This is a genomic window from Candidatus Accumulibacter aalborgensis (assembly GCF_900089955.1).
In the GTDB taxonomy this organism is placed as follows: Bacteria; Pseudomonadota; Gammaproteobacteria; order Burkholderiales; family Rhodocyclaceae; genus Accumulibacter; species Accumulibacter aalborgensis.
In genome coordinates, this window is the sequence record NZ_FLQX01000170.1 from 24,275 (window position 1) to 39,844 (window position 15,570).

At 63.8% G+C, this 15,570-nt stretch carries 10 protein-coding genes; 7 read left to right on the forward strand and 3 right to left on the reverse strand.

The features are described 5' to 3' along the window. Positions 1-127: 127 nt before the first annotated feature. The 3 genes from ACCAA_RS21135 (at position 128) to hslO (ending at position 2,654) form a co-directional block, all read left to right on the forward strand. A complete protein-coding gene (locus ACCAA_RS21135; RefSeq protein WP_186409224.1) occupies positions 128-577 on the forward strand; it encodes a rhodanese-like domain-containing protein in 450 nt (149 codons plus the stop codon). 68 nt (positions 578-645) lie between these two features. Next, a complete protein-coding gene (gene nadA, locus ACCAA_RS21140; protein WP_186409225.1) occupies positions 646-1,743 on the forward strand; it encodes a quinolinate synthase NadA in 1,098 nt (365 codons plus the stop codon). Between the two features lie 32 nt (positions 1,744-1,775). Next, positions 1,776-2,654 carry an Hsp33 family molecular chaperone HslO gene (gene hslO / locus ACCAA_RS21145; RefSeq protein WP_186409226.1) on the forward strand — a complete coding sequence of 293 codons (879 nt, stop codon included), beginning with the start codon at positions 1,776-1,778 and terminating at the stop codon, positions 2,652-2,654. 49 nt (positions 2,655-2,703) lie between these two features. Here the strand turns inward: hslO and mepK are convergent, their stop codons facing one another. Together mepK and ACCAA_RS21155 are read right to left on the reverse strand one after the other, a co-directional pair. Then, positions 2,704-3,261: a peptidoglycan L,D-endopeptidase MepK gene (mepK, locus tag ACCAA_RS21150; protein WP_186409227.1), complete on the reverse strand. Its 558-nt coding sequence runs from the start codon at positions 3,259-3,261 to the stop codon at positions 2,704-2,706. Between the two features lie 23 nt (positions 3,262-3,284). Beyond that, on the reverse strand, positions 3,285-4,931 hold the full coding sequence (locus ACCAA_RS21155; protein ID WP_186409228.1) for a L,D-transpeptidase family protein: 1,647 nt from the start codon (positions 4,929-4,931) through the stop codon (positions 3,285-3,287). A 274-nt stretch (positions 4,932-5,205) separates the two neighbouring features. Between ACCAA_RS21155 and ACCAA_RS21160 the strand changes: the two genes are divergently transcribed. Both ACCAA_RS21160 and ACCAA_RS21165 read left to right on the forward strand, forming a co-directional pair. Further along, positions 5,206-6,324 (forward strand): HD-GYP domain-containing protein, encoded by a 1,119-nt coding sequence (locus ACCAA_RS21160; RefSeq protein ID WP_186409229.1) that lies wholly within the window; start codon positions 5,206-5,208, stop codon positions 6,322-6,324. An 81-nt stretch (positions 6,325-6,405) separates the two neighbouring features. Further along, the gene (locus tag ACCAA_RS21165) at positions 6,406-10,437 is read left to right on the forward strand and encodes a PAS domain S-box protein (protein ID WP_245754723.1); all 4,032 of its coding nucleotides are present in this window, start codon (positions 6,406-6,408) and stop codon (positions 10,435-10,437) included. Positions 10,438-10,494: 57 nt separating this feature from the next. On the opposite strand, the gene ACCAA_RS21170 is transcribed toward ACCAA_RS21165, so the two are convergent. Then, a complete protein-coding gene (locus ACCAA_RS21170; protein WP_186409234.1) occupies positions 10,495-11,880 on the reverse strand; it encodes an FAD-binding oxidoreductase in 1,386 nt (461 codons plus the stop codon). Positions 11,881-12,075: 195 nt separating this feature from the next. Between ACCAA_RS21170 and glk the strand changes: the two genes are divergently transcribed. Together glk and ACCAA_RS21180 are read left to right on the forward strand one after the other, a co-directional pair. Continuing rightward, a complete protein-coding gene (gene glk / locus ACCAA_RS21175) occupies positions 12,076-13,077 on the forward strand; it encodes a glucokinase (protein WP_186409230.1) in 1,002 nt (333 codons plus the stop codon). A 22-nt stretch (positions 13,078-13,099) separates the two neighbouring features. Continuing rightward, the gene (locus ACCAA_RS21180) at positions 13,100-15,553 is read left to right on the forward strand and encodes a glycogen/starch/alpha-glucan phosphorylase (protein WP_186409231.1); all 2,454 of its coding nucleotides are present in this window, start codon (positions 13,100-13,102) and stop codon (positions 15,551-15,553) included. Positions 15,554-15,570: the final 17 nt, after the last annotated feature.

The following is a 15,570-nucleotide window of genomic DNA, read 5'->3' on the forward strand; positions in this document are numbered from 1 at the left end:
TGGTGCGAACAAGAGCCTTGCGCACTAACACGGTGCATTCAAACCGAAGCGGCCACGCGCCGCGAACGAAGCAAGTGATTTATACTCTCAGTTCTGACTCCTTCAAGACAGGCTACTCGACGCGCACATGGGAAAACTGACCGATTTGCTCAAGCTCGCTCAAGACCGCGCGCAGAAACTTGGCCTGCCTTATGCAGGTGCCCTGACGCCGCAGGAGGCGTATGTGGTGTGGCAACTGGCACCGGGTGCCCAGCTCATCGACGTGCGTACGCGCGCCGAATGGGATTGGGTCGGGCGCATCCCCGGTGCCGTCGAGATCGAGTGGCTGAGCTACCCGGAGAACAGGCCCAACAGCTATTTCCTGGCCCAGTTGAAGAAACAGGTCGATCCCGAAGCTTTGCTGATGTTCATCTGCCGCAGCGGCGCGCGCTCGCACAACGCGGCTGCGCTGGCCAGCGAAGCCGGGCACCCGGCATGCTACAACGTGCTTGAAGGCTTCGAGGGCGACAAGGATGCCAACGGTCAGCGCAGCAGGATTGGCGGCTGGCGTCATGCCGGCCTGCCGTGGCATAGCTGAACCTCCTGCCTGAACCTCTTGCCGCAAGCCGGGCCAGGCTCCTTTGACCTCGCTTCGAGTACCCGACCATGCAAACCGCGACCATCAGCTTCGACCACTTCAACCAGTTGCAGGACGATGCGTGCCATCAGCGCATCCGCGCTGCCCGCGAGCGGCTTGGCAACCAGGCCGTTCTGCTCTGCCACCACTACCAGCGTGCCGACGTTTACCAGTACGCCGACCTTACCGGTGACTCGCTGAAACTCTCGCGCCTCGCCTCGCAGACCGAAGCGCAGTACATTGTCTTCTGCGGCGTGCATTTCATGGCCGAAGTCGCCGACATCATGTCGCAAGCGGAACAGATGGCCATCCTGCCGGACCTCGCCGCCGGCTGCTCGATGGCCGACATGGCCAATCTGGCCAAGGTCGAGCGCTGCTGGCGCGAACTCGGCGAGGTACTCGACGTCGATCAGCAGGTCACCCCGGTGACCTACATCAACTCGGCCGCCGATCTCAAGGCCTTCTGCGGTGCACGCGGCGGCATCGTGTGCACCTCGTCGAACGCCGGAACGATCGCTGGCTGGGCCTTCGAGCGCCGGGAAAAGATTCTCTTCTTTCCCGACCAGCATCTCGGCCGCTGGACCGGCTATCGGATGGGAATTCCACTCGACGAAATGATGGTCTGGGACCCCGACCTCGAAATGGGTGGCCTCACTGCCGAGCAAATCAGGCGCGCGAAACTCCTGCTCTGGAAAGGCCACTGCTCGGTGCACCAGATGTTTCAGCCGGCGCACATCCTGCGCTTCCGCAACCAGTATCCGGACGGCCTGGTCATCGCCCACCCGGAATGCAGCTTCGAAGTGTGCAAGCAATCGGATTTTGTCGGCTCGACCGAACACATCGTCAGAACGATCAAGGAAGCCAGCCCGAACACCCGCTGGCTGGTCGGCACCGAACTCAATCTGGTGAACCGCCTGGCCGAAGAACTCCGGCACGAAGGCAAGATCGTCCAGTTCATGGCGCCGACGGTCTGCATGTGCTCGACGATGCAGCGCATCGACCCGCAACATCTGGCGTGGACGCTCGAGAATCTGGCTGATGGCAAGGTAGTGAACCAGATCACCGTCCCGGCGCACGAGAGGGATCTCGCCAAGCTGGCGCTGGACAGGATGCTCGCCGTCTCGTGATCCGAAGCTGACGATGAAAGTCGCGCGAGCACATGACTAACGACGCCAACGACTACGTATGCGGTTTTCTGCTCGACGATCTCGACATCTGTGGCGCCCTTGTTCGTCTGGGGCCGGTGTGGAGGAAGATGCTCGAAAATCGCAATTACCCGGCCCCCGTTGTCCAACTGCTCGGCGAAATGAGCGCCGTCACCGTTCTCCTGGGTGGCCGTCTGAAACAACCCGGACGCCTGACCATCCAGTTGCGTGGCAGTGGCCCGGTTTCACTGCTGATCATCGACTGCAACGAGCAATTGCAGATCCGCGGCATGGCCAGTTTCAGCGCGCCGCTGGCAGGCGGGTCAACACCGGAACTGCTGGGTAACGGGCAACTGCTGCTGTCGCTCGATATGCCGTCGATGCGCGAGCCCTACCAGAGCATCGTGCCGCTGGCCGGCGACAGCATCGCCGAGATCTTCGAACGGCATCTCGAACAGTCGGATCAGTCTGCCTCGCGCTTCTTTCTTGCCGCCTCGGCAGACGGCGCTGCCGGCCTTCTGCTCCAGAAACTGCCCTCCGCCGACGAGCGCGACGCTGACGGCTGGACGCGCGTCGCGGCGCTCGCCGCGACGGTCAAAGCCAGGGAACTGCTGTCTCTGCCCGCCGACGAACTGCTGCTGCGCCTCTTCCACGAAGAAACCGTTCGTCTTTTTCCTGCCCGAACAGTGGTCCACAACTGCCCGGAGGACTGGGAGAAAGTCCGTTCGATGCTGCGCTCGCTCGGCCGCGCCGAAGTCTATGCCGCCTTGCACGAGCAGGGAGAGGTCGTCATCAAGGACGACATCTGCAACCGCGAGTACCGTTTCGACGCGCCGGCAATCGACCAACTCTTCGGTACGACGCTGTCGCCCGCGCCGCCGACCGTCCATTGAGCGCTGCCGACCATCGCGACCCAAGAGAGGCCGGTCGTGCCACGCCGGACTACCAGGAACGGACCCTGCCGGTGTCGAGATGAACGAACTCGTCTCGCGGATAGAAACCGACACCGCCAGCCTGTAATGACAGGGCGGCATCGCGGAGTTCGTCCAAAGGCACGCCGGCCAGGCGGATATCGATCGCTCGTCCCGACATATGCAGGCTCTGCCGAGCAACCCCTCTACCCCCGGCGCGGCGCAGTTTCGAGTTGGTGGCGGCACAGCGGTAGCCTGAGATGACCTCGAAAGGCTGCTCACACGCCAACTCCTGCCGGGTCTGGAAAAGCAGGTCGAACAGTTGCGGGTCGATGGTGCCCACTTCACCGGAGTAATGGTCACGCAGGAAATAGTTCAGCGTGTTCAGCGCATCGGGAACATAGTGTTCGCCGACCGCAAAAACGACGGAAATCGTCTCGCCGGTGTGCAGGTGATCGAATTCAAGGCGCCGTGCCTGCGGCAAGGAAGCCAGAGCGGGCCTGGCAAACGGCATGACTGCCCCGGCGACGACCCAGCGGGTCGCGTGACCAAGAAAGATCCGACGCGGGTTCTTTTCCGACTTGAACATGAGCGACCTGCCTGATTCCTGTGCTAATCGGCTGATTTTACGTCAATCGCGATCGGAGGGGAAGCCTCAGCCGCGGCCCGGACGGCGATCGAACGTTCGCGCAAGGCATCGCGCAGGGCCTTGTCGCGGTCATAAAGGTCGGGGAAGAAGTGAACGCGACCGTCCCTGACGGCGGCGGTGCTGTAGGCGATGACCACCGGCAAGGCTTCCTTCAGGCGGACCGTCGTCGACTTTCCTTTGCGCATCGCCTGAACGATGCGCTCCCTGCTCCATTCCGGTTCGTCGGCAAGGACAAACCTCGCCAGCTCCAGCGGCGCTTCGACCCGGATACAGCCGTGACTGAAGTCACGCCGATCGCGTTTGAAGAGCTGCGGGGTCGGCGTGTGATGCAGGTAGATGTGCTCACTGTTGGGGAAGACGAACTTGATGTCGCCGAGCGCATTCCCTGCCCCCGGTCGCTGGCGGATACGCATCTGGCCACGCTCCAGGGCATCGAGACTTCCCTCCGGCAAGCCGGCAATGACCCGCCCATCGCCGGTCACCAGTTCGAAGCCCTGACGGTCGAAATAGCCGGGGTCACGGCGCAGTCTGGGTAAGGTTTCCCCGCGCGTGATCGAAGGTGGGATATTCCAGTAGGGGCTGAACTCGACGAAGCGCATTTCGGCGTCAAAAAGCGGCGTGCGCGTCTTGCGCGCGTCGCCGACAATGACCCGCATGGCGAGCCCAGGTTCGATCCGCTGCGCGCCAAGGTCGTAGGTGTACAGCATGAACTCCGGCACGTTGACCACGACGGCGCGCCGCGCTGGCAGCGGCGTCCAGCGCAGCCGTTCTAGCGCTAGTTCGATCTGCCCGGCGCGCGCCTCCGGCGACACCTTGAGTTGCGCGAAGGCTTCCTTGCCGATGACCCCATCGACCATCAGCCCGTGTCGTTGCTGGAACGACTTGATGCCCTCGACGAGATTCCCTTCGTAGCGTTCGGGGCGTGGCGGCGGTGCGCTGCCGGGTGCCAGGTCACCGAGCAGGATCAGGCGCTGCGCGAGTTGCGCACTACCGGCGTAGGCCTGGCCGGGCGTCAGCCGGCCGGCCGGGAGCTGCGGCAGCTCCCGCTGCCAGGCCGGATTGCCGGCCAGCTCACGGTAGTCGGCCAACGACTTCCGCAAGCGACCGTACTGTGGCCAACGTGGCGCCGCGCTGCGCGCCAGGTCGGCCAGGCGGTCATCGGCAAGCGCTGATGACAGCAGGGAATCCGGGTCGAAGTCGCCGGCAGCGTTCGGCGTGTATTTTGCACCAAGCGCTCGCGGATCAACGCGCCCGGCGTGCAGATCGGCGAGATAGCGCCGTATGGACGTATTCAGTGCGTCATCGAGGCGCGCGATCGTCTCTTCCGTCCATGTCGACCCGCCGCCGGCGCCGTCGATTCTTTGCCGCCACTGTTCGACGCCATAATCCCGCGCTTCCAGTCCGTCGGCCGCAGCACCGGAGAGCACAGCAAAGGCCTGGCGAGCGGCAGCCGTTGGTCCCTGTTCGTCGAACCAGGGCCGCGCACCGGCAGCCGAGGGCAAGCAGCAGGCGCCAACCAGCCCGATGGCCAGACAGAGAGCGGGAAAATTCCGGCGCCGGTAGCGTCGGGTAGCGGGAGCAAGGGAAACGCGCGGCGATGTGCTAGGCATGGAGATTCATGGGATGTTTTGCGGGCATTATCCGCGAAACCCCCGCTGCTCGCACTGCGATCTGGTGCTCGGGGGCTCGGCCAGCGGAGAAGTGATCGATATCATCCCTGCAGTACGTGTTTTGCAAGAATAGAATGGCCCTCCCTGCGGGCTCAGAGCGAACGGATTGAGCGAAAGCCTGCCATAACTAAAGTTCAAACGGCCCATGTCGCCGGTAAAGACGCGAGGCAGGCAGCGTTATGGCACGCTTGCTCTGCTATTAACGAGAAAAATCATGATTGTTCTTCCCGCGCAAGACGGCCTGCAGACCATCCTCATTGTTGACGATACGCCAGAGAATCTGACGGTATTGGGTGAACTGCTACAACCGACATATCGAGTGCAGGCGGCCGTTTCCGGTCAGCGCGCCTTGCAGATTGCCGCGGCCGAGCCAAGGCCCGATCTCATCCTGCTCGACGTGATGATGCCGGAAATGGACGGCTATGTGGTCCTGGAGAAGCTGCGCGAAGATGCGCGCACGCGGGATATCCCGGTCATCTTCGTCACCGCGATGAACACCACCGAGGACGAGCGGATCGGCTTGCATCGCGGCGCAGTGGACTACATCGCCAAGCCGATCCGCCCGGCCATCGTGCTGGCGCGAGTACATACCCAACTGGAATTGAAGCAGGCGCGCGACCTGCTGCGCAGCCAGAATGTCGTCCTGGAGGCGGAGATAGAGCGCCGCCTGAACGAGAACCTGCTGATCCAGGAGGTGAGTATTCACGCCCTGGCGCATCTTGCCGAGATTCGCGATCTGGAGACCGGCAACCATTTGCGACGCACCCAGAAATACGTGTGGACATTGGCCAGGAAACTGCAATCGCACCCCCGGTTTGCCGACGTCCTGAGCGACCGTGATGTCGAATTGCTCGCCCGCTCAGCTCCACTCCACGACATCGGCAAGGTCGGCATCCCCGATTACATCCTGCTCAAGCCGGGCAAGCTGACGGCCGAGGAATGGGAGATCATGAAGACCCACAGCCGACTCGGCTACGAGGCTATCGAACAGGCCGAGCGTGATGCCGACAAACAGGTGGAATTCCTCGCCCTGGCCAAGGAAATCACGCGCTGGCATCACGAAAAATGGGACGGCAGCGGTTATCCCGATGGCCTCGCCGGCGATGCGATTCCCGTTTCCGCACGCTTGATGGCGCTGGCGGACGTTTTCGACGCCTTGACCTGCCGACGCGTGTACAAGCCGCCGATGCCGTTCGCGCAGGCCAGCGCGATCATCGTCGCGGATCGCGGCCGCCAGTTCGATCCGGACGTGGTCGATGCCTTCCTGTCCATCTTCGATCAGTTTCAGGCGATCGCCGAGCATTACCGGGACAGCGGCGAGTCTGCCGGCTGAGCCACCCTGCCGATGAAACCCAAGCGCCACGCGGAGCTCGCTGATCCCGCTGCAGGCAGCGCACCCAACAGGCCGGTGATCTTGCTTTTCTTACTGCTCGCCACCCTGATCGTCGCGTCGGCGCTGGGCGCGATCGCCTACACCGTCCGCCAGCAGAAAGCGAAGGAAGTTGAACGGCTGCAGGCCATCGCCGAACTGAAGGTCAGCCAGATTTCGGCCTGGCTCCAGGAACGCCATGGGGATGCGCAGTTTGCCCATACCAGTCGCCTCTATGCCGAACTGTATTGGCGCTGGCGCGACACCGGCGACACGCCGAGCCGCGAGCGCTTGCGGGAGCGACTGGAAAAGTACCGCGATGCCTATCGCTATCAGACCGTTTTTCTGCTCGACGACCGGGGCGAGGTCGTCCTGGCGGCAGATGGCGCGTCACCCCCTTTGTCGCACGAACTGCGTGCCACCGCCCGGCGGGCGATCGCCGAAGGACGAGTGCTGCATACCGACCTGTATCGCGGTGAAGAGGCACCCTCAGGAATCCGTCTGGACTTCGTCGCACCCCTGCCGCCGGTAGCCGGCCGCCCCGGCCTGGCCATGGTCCTGCGAGTCGACCCAACGACCGTCCTCTACCCCATGATCCAGTCGTGGCCGTATCCCAGCGCCAGCGGAGAAACCGTGATCTTCCGCGACGACGGCGATCAGGTACTTTTTCTCAACGATCTGCGCCACCGACCCGACGCGGCGCTCAAGCTGCGCATTCCGGTAGCGGAAACAAGACTTCTCGCCGCGCAGATACTCCGCGATGAAGCGAAGTTGGGTAGTGACGTCGAGGGTGACGACTATCGGCCAACCCCGGTCATCGGAGTGGCGAAAACGATACCGGCGACGGGCTGGTTCCTGGTCGTCAAACTGGATCAGGACGAGTTGTACGCACCGGCCAAACGCGATGCGATCTGGATCGCCCTGGCCAGCGCGATGGCACTGTTCGCCGTCGCCGTGGCCGCTTTTTTCGTTCGCCAGCGAGGCGAACTGCGCCTCGCGCTGGCCCAGCGCCGGCAGCAGGTGGAGAAATTGCAGACCCTGCAACAACTGGCCAACGAACGCACCCGGCTGCGCACCCTGATCCAGACCATTCCTGATCTGGTCTGGCTGAAAGACCCGGAAGGCGTTTATCTCACCTGCAACCAAATCTTCGAGCGCTTGTTTGGGGCGCAGGAGGCCGACATTGTCGGCAAGACCGACCACGACTTCGTCGCTGCCGAACTGGCTGACTTCTTCCGCCAGAAGGACTGGGAAGCCATCGCCGCCGGAAGGCCGAGCGTCAACGAGGAATGGGTCACCTTCGCAGACGACGGCCACCGCGTGCTCCTGGAGACCATCAAGACGCCCATGCGCGATGCCGGGGGAAACCTGGTCGGGGTGCTGGGCATCGGCCGCGATATCACCGCGCGGCACGAGCAGATCGCCTTGCAAGACCAGTTTTCCAGGATCACCGCCATCGTGCCGGGAATGATCTATTCGTTCCGGCTGCGGGCGGATGGCAGTGCCTGCATGCCCTACGCCAGTCCAGCGATTGCGGACACGCTCGGGCTACGCCCCGAAGACGTGCTGGACGACGCTTCGCCGCTCTTTGCCCTCGCCCATCCGGACGATCTGGCCCACATCCGGGCCACCATTGCTGAATCCGCTCACCGCATGACGCAATGGCATGAAGAGTTCCGCATAGGGCATCCGATCAAGGGTGAAGTCTGGCTCGAGGGACGCTCGGCGCCGCTTGCCGAACCCGGCGGCAGCATCCTTTGGCATGGCTATATCCAGGACATCACCGAGCGCAAGCAGGCCGAGAAGCACTTGCGCAAGCTCTCCCTGGCCATCGAGCAAAGCCCCGAGAGCGTCGTCATCACCGACCTGGATGCGCGCATCGAATACGTCAATGAAGCCGTCCTCCGCTCCACCGGCTACGACCGCGAAGAGGTGCTGGGGAAAAACCCCCGCTTCCTGCAATCCGGCCGCACGCCGCCGGAGACTTTCGCGGCGCTGTGGGCTGCTTTGAGCCAGGGCCAGGTGTGGAAGGGGCAGTTGTACAACCGGCGCAAAGATGGCAGCGAATACATCGAATTCGCGATCATCACCCCGTTACGCCAACCGGACGGGCGCATCACCCACTACGTGGCGGTGAAAGAAGACATTACCGAGAAGAAACGCATTGGCAGAGAACTGGACGACCACCGCCAGCACCTGGAAGAACGGGTCGTTCAACGCACCGCCGAGCTCGCCGCCGCCAAGGACGTGGCCGAAGCGGCCAACCGGGCCAAGAGCACCTTTCTGGCCAATATGAGCCACGAAATCCGGACACCGATGAACGCCATCATCGGCTTGACGCATCTGCTCCAGCGTACCGCCGCCGACCGCCGGCAAATGGAGCAGTTGGGCAAGATATCGGGCGCGGCGCAGCATCTGTTAGCGGTGATCAATGACATCCTCGACCTCTCTAAAGTCGAAGCGGGCAAGCTCGCCCTGGACCCGGTCGAGTTCAAGCTGGATCAGGTGCTGGATCAGGTTTCCGCCCAGCTCGGCGACAAGGCAGAGGCCAAGGGGCTGGAACTGGTGTATGACCTCGACCCCGCGCTCGCGCGGACGCTTCACGGCGACCCCCTGCGCCTTCGTCAGGTGTTGATCAACTTCGCCGGCAACGCGGTGAAGTTCAGCGAAAGGGGGGCCATCGTCATCCGCGCCCGCGTGATCGAAGACCACGCGACCGACCTGCTGGCGCACTTTGAAGTCCAGGACAGCGGCATTGGCATCGCGCCGGAGGTTCAGGCGCGCGTCTTCGATGCGTTCGAGCAGGCCGACGGTTCGACCACCCGCCGCTACGGCGGCACCGGACTGGGTTTGGCCATCAACCGGCAGTTGGCGCAGATGATGGGTGGCAAGGTCGGTGTGGAGAGCCAACCCGGAGTGGGCAGTACCTTCTGGTTCAGCGCGCGCCTCGGCAAGACCCCCCCAGACCCCTCGTCGCAGCGGCCCACGGTCAAGCTGCAAGGATGCAGGACGCTGGTGGTGGACGATCTTGCCGAGGCCCGCAGCGCTCTGGCGGCGATGTTGCGTGACCTGGGCCTGCGGGTCGAAACCGCCGACTCCGGAGCAGCAGCGCTGGCGGCAATCACGGCAGCCGACCAGGCGGCTGATCCGTTCGAGGTGGTCCTGCTCGACTGGCGTATGCCGGACCTCGATGGCGTGGCGACAGCGGCGCGCCTGCGAAGGCTGGCTTTACACACCCCTCCGGCGCACCTGCTGGTCACCGCCGGCGAGCACCAACTGACCGACGAAGAGGCGCAACGCGGCGGGTTCCTGGCCGTGCTGGCCAAGCCGGTGACGCCTTCCGCTGTGTACGAAACCCTGCTCGGCGTCTTTCAGGAACCGGCCTGGCCGGCCCGCTTGAATCCATCCGCTTCCGGCGCCGAGCGGACTCTGGCCCACGGCTATCAAAGCGCTCGCTTGCTCCTGGTTGAGGACAACGCCATCAACCAGGAGGTGGCGCTGGCTCTGTTGCGCGCGGTGGGACTCTCGGTCGATCTGGCGGAGGACGGAGCGCAGGCGGTCGCGCGGGCGCGGCAGACCGACTACGACCTGATCCTGATGGACGTGCAGATGCCGGTGTTGGGTGGCCTCGACGCCACCCGCGCCATCCGTCGCCTGCCGGGCCGACAGACGACGCCGATCCTGGCCATGACCGCAAACGTCTTCGCTGAGGACCGGGCACAATGCCTGGAAGCGGGAATGAACGACCATGTAGCCAAGCCGGTAGACCCGGAGGCCCTTTTCGCCACCGTGCTGAAGTGGCTAGCGAAGCGCGCCGACGGCGGCGACATGGCGGTGGACTGGGCGCAGCTGCGGGGCATCGTGGCGCGCCTTGATGCCCTGTTGGCCAATGACGACATGCGAGCGAATGATATCTTCCGCGATGCCGCGCCGATGCTGCGCGCCGCTCTTGGCCCCCGGATCGGCATGATCGAGCGGCAGATCAGCGCCTTCGAGTACGAACGGGCGCTGATCCTGTTGCGCGCGGCCGTAGCCGGGCAGCCGGAGTTGCGTGGTGTGCCACAGACTGCCGCCTAAGCTGACCCGCCAAAAAGTGATCACCGTTTGACCGGGATCAGTGCGCTGGAAAATCAGTCAGAGCACCTTGCCAGGGTTCATCAGTCCCTGCGGATCAAGAACCCGCTTGATCGCCCGCATCATCTCGATCTCGACCGGGCTCTTGTAGCGCAGCAACTCTTCGCGCTTCAACTGGCCGATACCGTGCTCGGCACTGATGCTGCCGCTCAACTCGTGCACCAGGTCATGGACGATGCGGTTCACCTTCGGCTGCGCGGCCAGGAAGGCGGCATTTTCACCAGCGGCCGATGTCGACTGGTTGTAGTGCAGATTGCCGTCGCCGAGGTGGCCAAAGGTGACGATGCGAATTTCCGGGAAAGCCGTGGCCAGTGCCCGGTCGGCGCGCTCGACGAATTCCGGCAGGCGCGAAATCGGTAGCGAGACATCGTGCTTGATGCTCAGCCCTTCGATCTTCTGCGCCTCGCCGATGTTTTCGCGCAAGGCCCACAGGCGCTTCGCCTGCTCGCCACTATGCGCCAGCACCGCGTCCTTGATCGAACCGCAGTCAAGAGACTCGGCGAGAAGCAAGCCAAGCTCGTCGCGCAGCGCGCCATCGTTGCCGCCGCCGCAAATCTCGATCAGCAAATGCCACGGGCTTGCCGACACGGCCGGGTGCGCACCAGGGATGTGCCTGCGCACCAGGCCGAGGGCAACGTCGGAAACCAGTTCGCAGGCCGTCAGCGCCGGCCCGAAGCGGGCCTGCAGTTCGCCGAGCAGGCGAACCGCCACCGCCGGCGATTCGATCGCCAACCAGGCGGTCGCCACCGCCAGCGGCAAGGGGAAGAGCTTCAGTACCGCGGCGGTGATGATGCCCAGCGTTCCTTCGGCGCCGATGAAGAGGTGCTTCAGGTCATAGCCGGTGTTGTCCTTGCGCAGGCCGCGCAGGCCATCCCAGATCTCGCCGCTGGGCAGCACCACTTCCAGGCCGAGAGTCAGTTCGCGCGCGTTGCCATAGCGCAGGACCTGCACGCCGCCGGCATTGGTCGACAGATTGCCGCCGATCTGGCAACTGCCCTCGGCAGCGAGCGAGAGCGGCAACAGGCGTCCGGCTTCGGCGGCGGCTTCCTGCAGCGTCTGCAGCACACAGCCAGCCTCAGCGGTCATCGTGTTGTTTGCCGGATCAATGGCCCGCAAACGGTTCATCCGCGACAGGCTGACCACCACCGCCCGACCTCCAGCATCCGGCGTGGCCGCGCCACACAGGCTGGTATTGCCCCCCTGCGGCACCATCGGCACGCCGGCCTGAGCACAGGCGCGGACCACGGCGGCGACTGCCGCCGTGGTCCGCGGACGGACGACGCAGATCGCCGCGCCGCGATAGCGCCCGCGCCAATCGGTGAGGTGGGCAGACATCGCGGCGGCCGAAGTCAACACCTGCTCGGTGCCGACGATGTCGGCGAACATTCTGATCAGATTCGCGTTTTTCACTGATAGCCTTCAGGCAAGACAATGATCGAACGACGGCGAAGCGCCGCCGGTACCCGATCGTAGCGCAATCCTGAGCGCATAGCGCCGCATGATGGCAGGGTCTTTGATAAATCCGGCAATTGGTGCGAAGATTCAGGTCGTCATCACTTCTTGGCTGCCGCCGGGCTTTTCATGAACCAGCAACCGACCGAACGCCACCGCCGCAACGTGAGCGCACCCGAACTGCTCGTCGCCGACATTGGCGGCACCCACGCGCGCTTTGCGCTGCTCGACGAGCGGGGCGCACCGCAGTGGGCGCGCATCCTCACGGTAGCCGACTTTGCCGGCCCGGTCGAAGCCATCGAGGCCTATCTCGGTGAGGTCGGCAGCCCGACATTGCGCGCCGCGGCGCTCGCCCTCGCCGCTCCCGTGCACGAGCAAGTCATCCGCATGACCAACGGCGCCTGGATCTTCGCGCGCGCCGAGATCAGATCGCGGCTGGGGCTGACCCGGCTGCTCCTGCTCAATGACTTCACCGCTCTCGCCCTGTCGCTGCCGCTGCTCGCCGCCGAAGACCTGCATCAGGTCGGGGGCGGCAAACCGGTGGCGCTGGCCGCCAAAGCGGTGCTCGGCCCCGGCACCGGCCTCGGCGTCTCCGGGGTGCTCTTCAATCGCGGCCACTGGCTGGCGCTGACCAGCGAAGGCGGGCACTGTTCGCTGGCGGCGACGGATAGACGCGAGGCGGAGATTCTCGCCCTCGCCTGGCGTGAACTCGGTCACGTTTCTGCCGAGCGCCTGCTTTCCGGCAGCGGATTGCCGCTGCTGCATCGTCTGGTAGCCGAGGTCGACGGCCGCCGCTGCGAACCCTGGTCCACGGCCGAGATCGTTGCCCGTGCCGTGTCCGGCGAAGACCTACAGTGCCGGGTCGTGATCGACACCTTCTGCGCGCTGCTCGGCGGAGTGGCAGGAAATCTTGCCCTGACCCTCGGCGCCCAGGGTGGCGTCTATGTTGGCGGTGGTATCATTCCACGCCTCGGCGAAGTGTTCGATCGGTCCGCCTTTCGCGCCCGTTTCGAGGCCAAGGGGCGCTTCGCTTCCTACTTGGCGGCAATCCCGACCTATGTCGTGCTTTCTCCTACCCCGGCGCTGCTTGGCTCTGCCCACGCATTGACCGAGAACGAGCCATCCCCATGAACCTTACTGGAGTACCTGCCTGATGCCCGATTTCGCCCAACCCCAGCCAGGAAGCGAACAACTGCGCTCCCGGATCGACCGGAAACTGCTCTGCTCGGTGGCCTCGGAACCTTCTGTCGCCGGCAAGATGGAGTTGTACCTGGCGCTTTCGCAGGTGGCGCGCGAGCAACTGGCAACGCGCTGGGTCAATACCCAACACGCTGACCGGGAGAGCAAGGCGCGGCGGGTCTACTACCTGTCGATGGAGTTCCTGATCGGCCGCGCGATGAACAATGCCTTGTCGGCCCTCGATCTGCGCGATTCGGCAGCAGCGGTATTCACCGCGCCAGGCCCATCGCTCGGTGAGGTGATGGAATGCGAACCCGACGCAGCGCTTGGCAACGGTGGCCTGGGCCGGTTGGCGGCCTGCTTCCTCGATTCGATGGCTACGCTGGGACTTCCCTCCTGGGGCTACGGCGTGCGCTACGAGTACGGAATGTTCGCGCAATCGATTCTCAACGGCCAACAGGTCGAGAAGCCGGAAGCCTGGCTGCAGGATCGTTCGCCGTGGGAGTTTCCGCGGCCCGGCAAGCACCACACCGTGCGCTTCGGTGGCACCTGCGAGCACCACGATGAATGGGCGGAATGGCATGCCGCCGATTCGGTCGAAGCCAAGGCTTTCGACTACGTGATTCCCGGCCATGGCACCGAGCGGGTCAGCACCTTGCGACTGTGGAAAGCTGCCGCACCGGCCGAGATCGACCTCGGCGCCTTCAACACCGGCGACTACCAGCGCGCCGCCGAGTTCAAGAACCGCTTCGAGAACATTTCCTGGGTTCTCTACCCGAACGACAGCACCGCCGCGGGTCGCGAGCTGCGCCTGCGCCAGGAGTATTTCTTCGTCAGCGCTTCGCTGCAGGACATCCTGGAGCGCCATCTCATCGAGCATGGCACGTTCACTAACCTGGCCGAGAAGATCGCCATACACCTCAACGACACGCACCCGGCGATCGGCGTCGCCGAGTTGATGCGTCTCCTGATCGATGACCACGGCATGAGCTGGGCAGCGGCATGGGACCAATGTCGGCGGATCTTCTCCTACACCAATCACACGCTGATGCCGGAGGCGCTGGAAACCTGGAAGGTCAGCCTGATCAACCGTGTGCTGCCGCGCCACCTGTTGATCATCTATCGCATCAACCAGGAGTTCCTCGACGAAGTGGTCCGCCTCTACCCTGGAGATATCGAGCTCATGCGGCGCGTGTCGCTGATCGACGATGGCGGTGGCCACGACCGCGACAAGCGCGTCCGCATGGCACACCTGTGCATCGTTGGCAGTCACCGGGTCAATGGCGTATCGCAATTGCATTCGGATCTGATGGTCCAGACGATTTTTGCCGACTTCGCCCGCCTTTACCCGGAACGTTTCCACAACAAGACCAACGGCGTCACCCCAAGGCGCTGGCTGGCACAAGCCAATCCCGCCCTGTCCACCCTGCTCGACGAACGTCTCGGCGGCAAGGACTGGCGCCTGAATCTGGACCGTCTGCAGGATTTGCGGGCCAGCGCCGACGATGCCGGTTTCCGCAACGCCTTCGCAACGGCAAAACGGGACAACAAACTACGCTTGGCCAACTACGTTGCCCGTGAAGTCGGCATCGTCCTCAACCCGGACAGCCTGTTCGACGTCCAGGTCAAACGAATCCATGAGTACAAGCGACAGTTGCTCAACGTGCTGCACGTCATCACGCGCTACAACGCACTGCTAGACGGATCGGCCGTTGGTCTGGCGCCGCGCAGCGTGCTCTTCGCGGGCAAGGCAGCGTCGTCGTATCACATGGCCAAGCAGGTGATCCGGCTGATCCACGACGTCGCCGCAGTCGTGAACAACGATCCGCGAACGCGCGATATGCTGCAGGTCGTCTTCATTCCCAACTACGGCGTTTCCGTCGCCGAACTGATCATGCCGGCCGCCAATCTCTCGGAGCAGATTTCGACCGCCGGCACCGAGGCCTCAGGCACCGGCAACATGAAACTGTCGCTCAACGGCGCGCTGACCATCGGCACCGAGGATGGCGCCAACATCGAGATTCGCGACAACGTCGGCGCCGAAAACATCTTCATCTTCGGCAATAACACCGCGCAGGTGAACGCGATCAGGGAGGCGGGGCATCGGCCGATGGATTTCTACCGCGACGATCCAGCCCTCAAGGAAGCGCTCGACCGCATCGACAGCGGCTTCTTTTCGCCGAGCGACCGCCCTCGCTATCACGACATCTTCAACAGCCTGCTCCACTATGGGGACCACTACCTGCTGCTGGCTGACTACGCCGACTATGTGGCCACCCAGAAGCGCGTCGACGCGCTTTACCTGAGCCCTGACGAGTGGCAGCGCAAAGCGATCATCAACGTCGCCGGGATGGGTCCCTTCTCGGCTGACCGGACGATCAGTGACTACGCCAACGACACCTGGAACCTGGGCACCTACCTAAAGTAAGGACGTCTCAAATGCTT

Bases quoted from the DNA above. Each gene is read 5' to 3' on its own strand.
- glk (WP_186409230.1), top strand. From the start codon at position 12,076: ATGAACCAGCAACCGACCGAACGCCACCGCCGCAACGTGAGCGCACCC.
- ACCAA_RS21155 (WP_186409228.1), bottom strand. From the start codon at position 4,931: ATGCCTAGCACATCGCCGCGCGTTTCCCTTGCTCCCGCTACCCGACGC.
- ACCAA_RS21135 (WP_186409224.1), top strand. From the start codon at position 128: ATGGGAAAACTGACCGATTTGCTCAAGCTCGCTCAAGACCGCGCGCAG.
- hslO (WP_186409226.1), top strand. From the start codon at position 1,776: ATGACTAACGACGCCAACGACTACGTATGCGGTTTTCTGCTCGACGAT.
- nadA (WP_186409225.1), top strand. From the start codon at position 646: ATGCAAACCGCGACCATCAGCTTCGACCACTTCAACCAGTTGCAGGAC.
- mepK (WP_186409227.1), bottom strand. From the start codon at position 3,261: ATGTTCAAGTCGGAAAAGAACCCGCGTCGGATCTTTCTTGGTCACGCG.
- ACCAA_RS21160 (WP_186409229.1), top strand. From the start codon at position 5,206: ATGATTGTTCTTCCCGCGCAAGACGGCCTGCAGACCATCCTCATTGTT.
- ACCAA_RS21170 (WP_186409234.1), bottom strand. From the start codon at position 11,880: ATGTTCGCCGACATCGTCGGCACCGAGCAGGTGTTGACTTCGGCCGCC.
- ACCAA_RS21180 (WP_186409231.1), top strand. From the start codon at position 13,100: ATGCCCGATTTCGCCCAACCCCAGCCAGGAAGCGAACAACTGCGCTCC.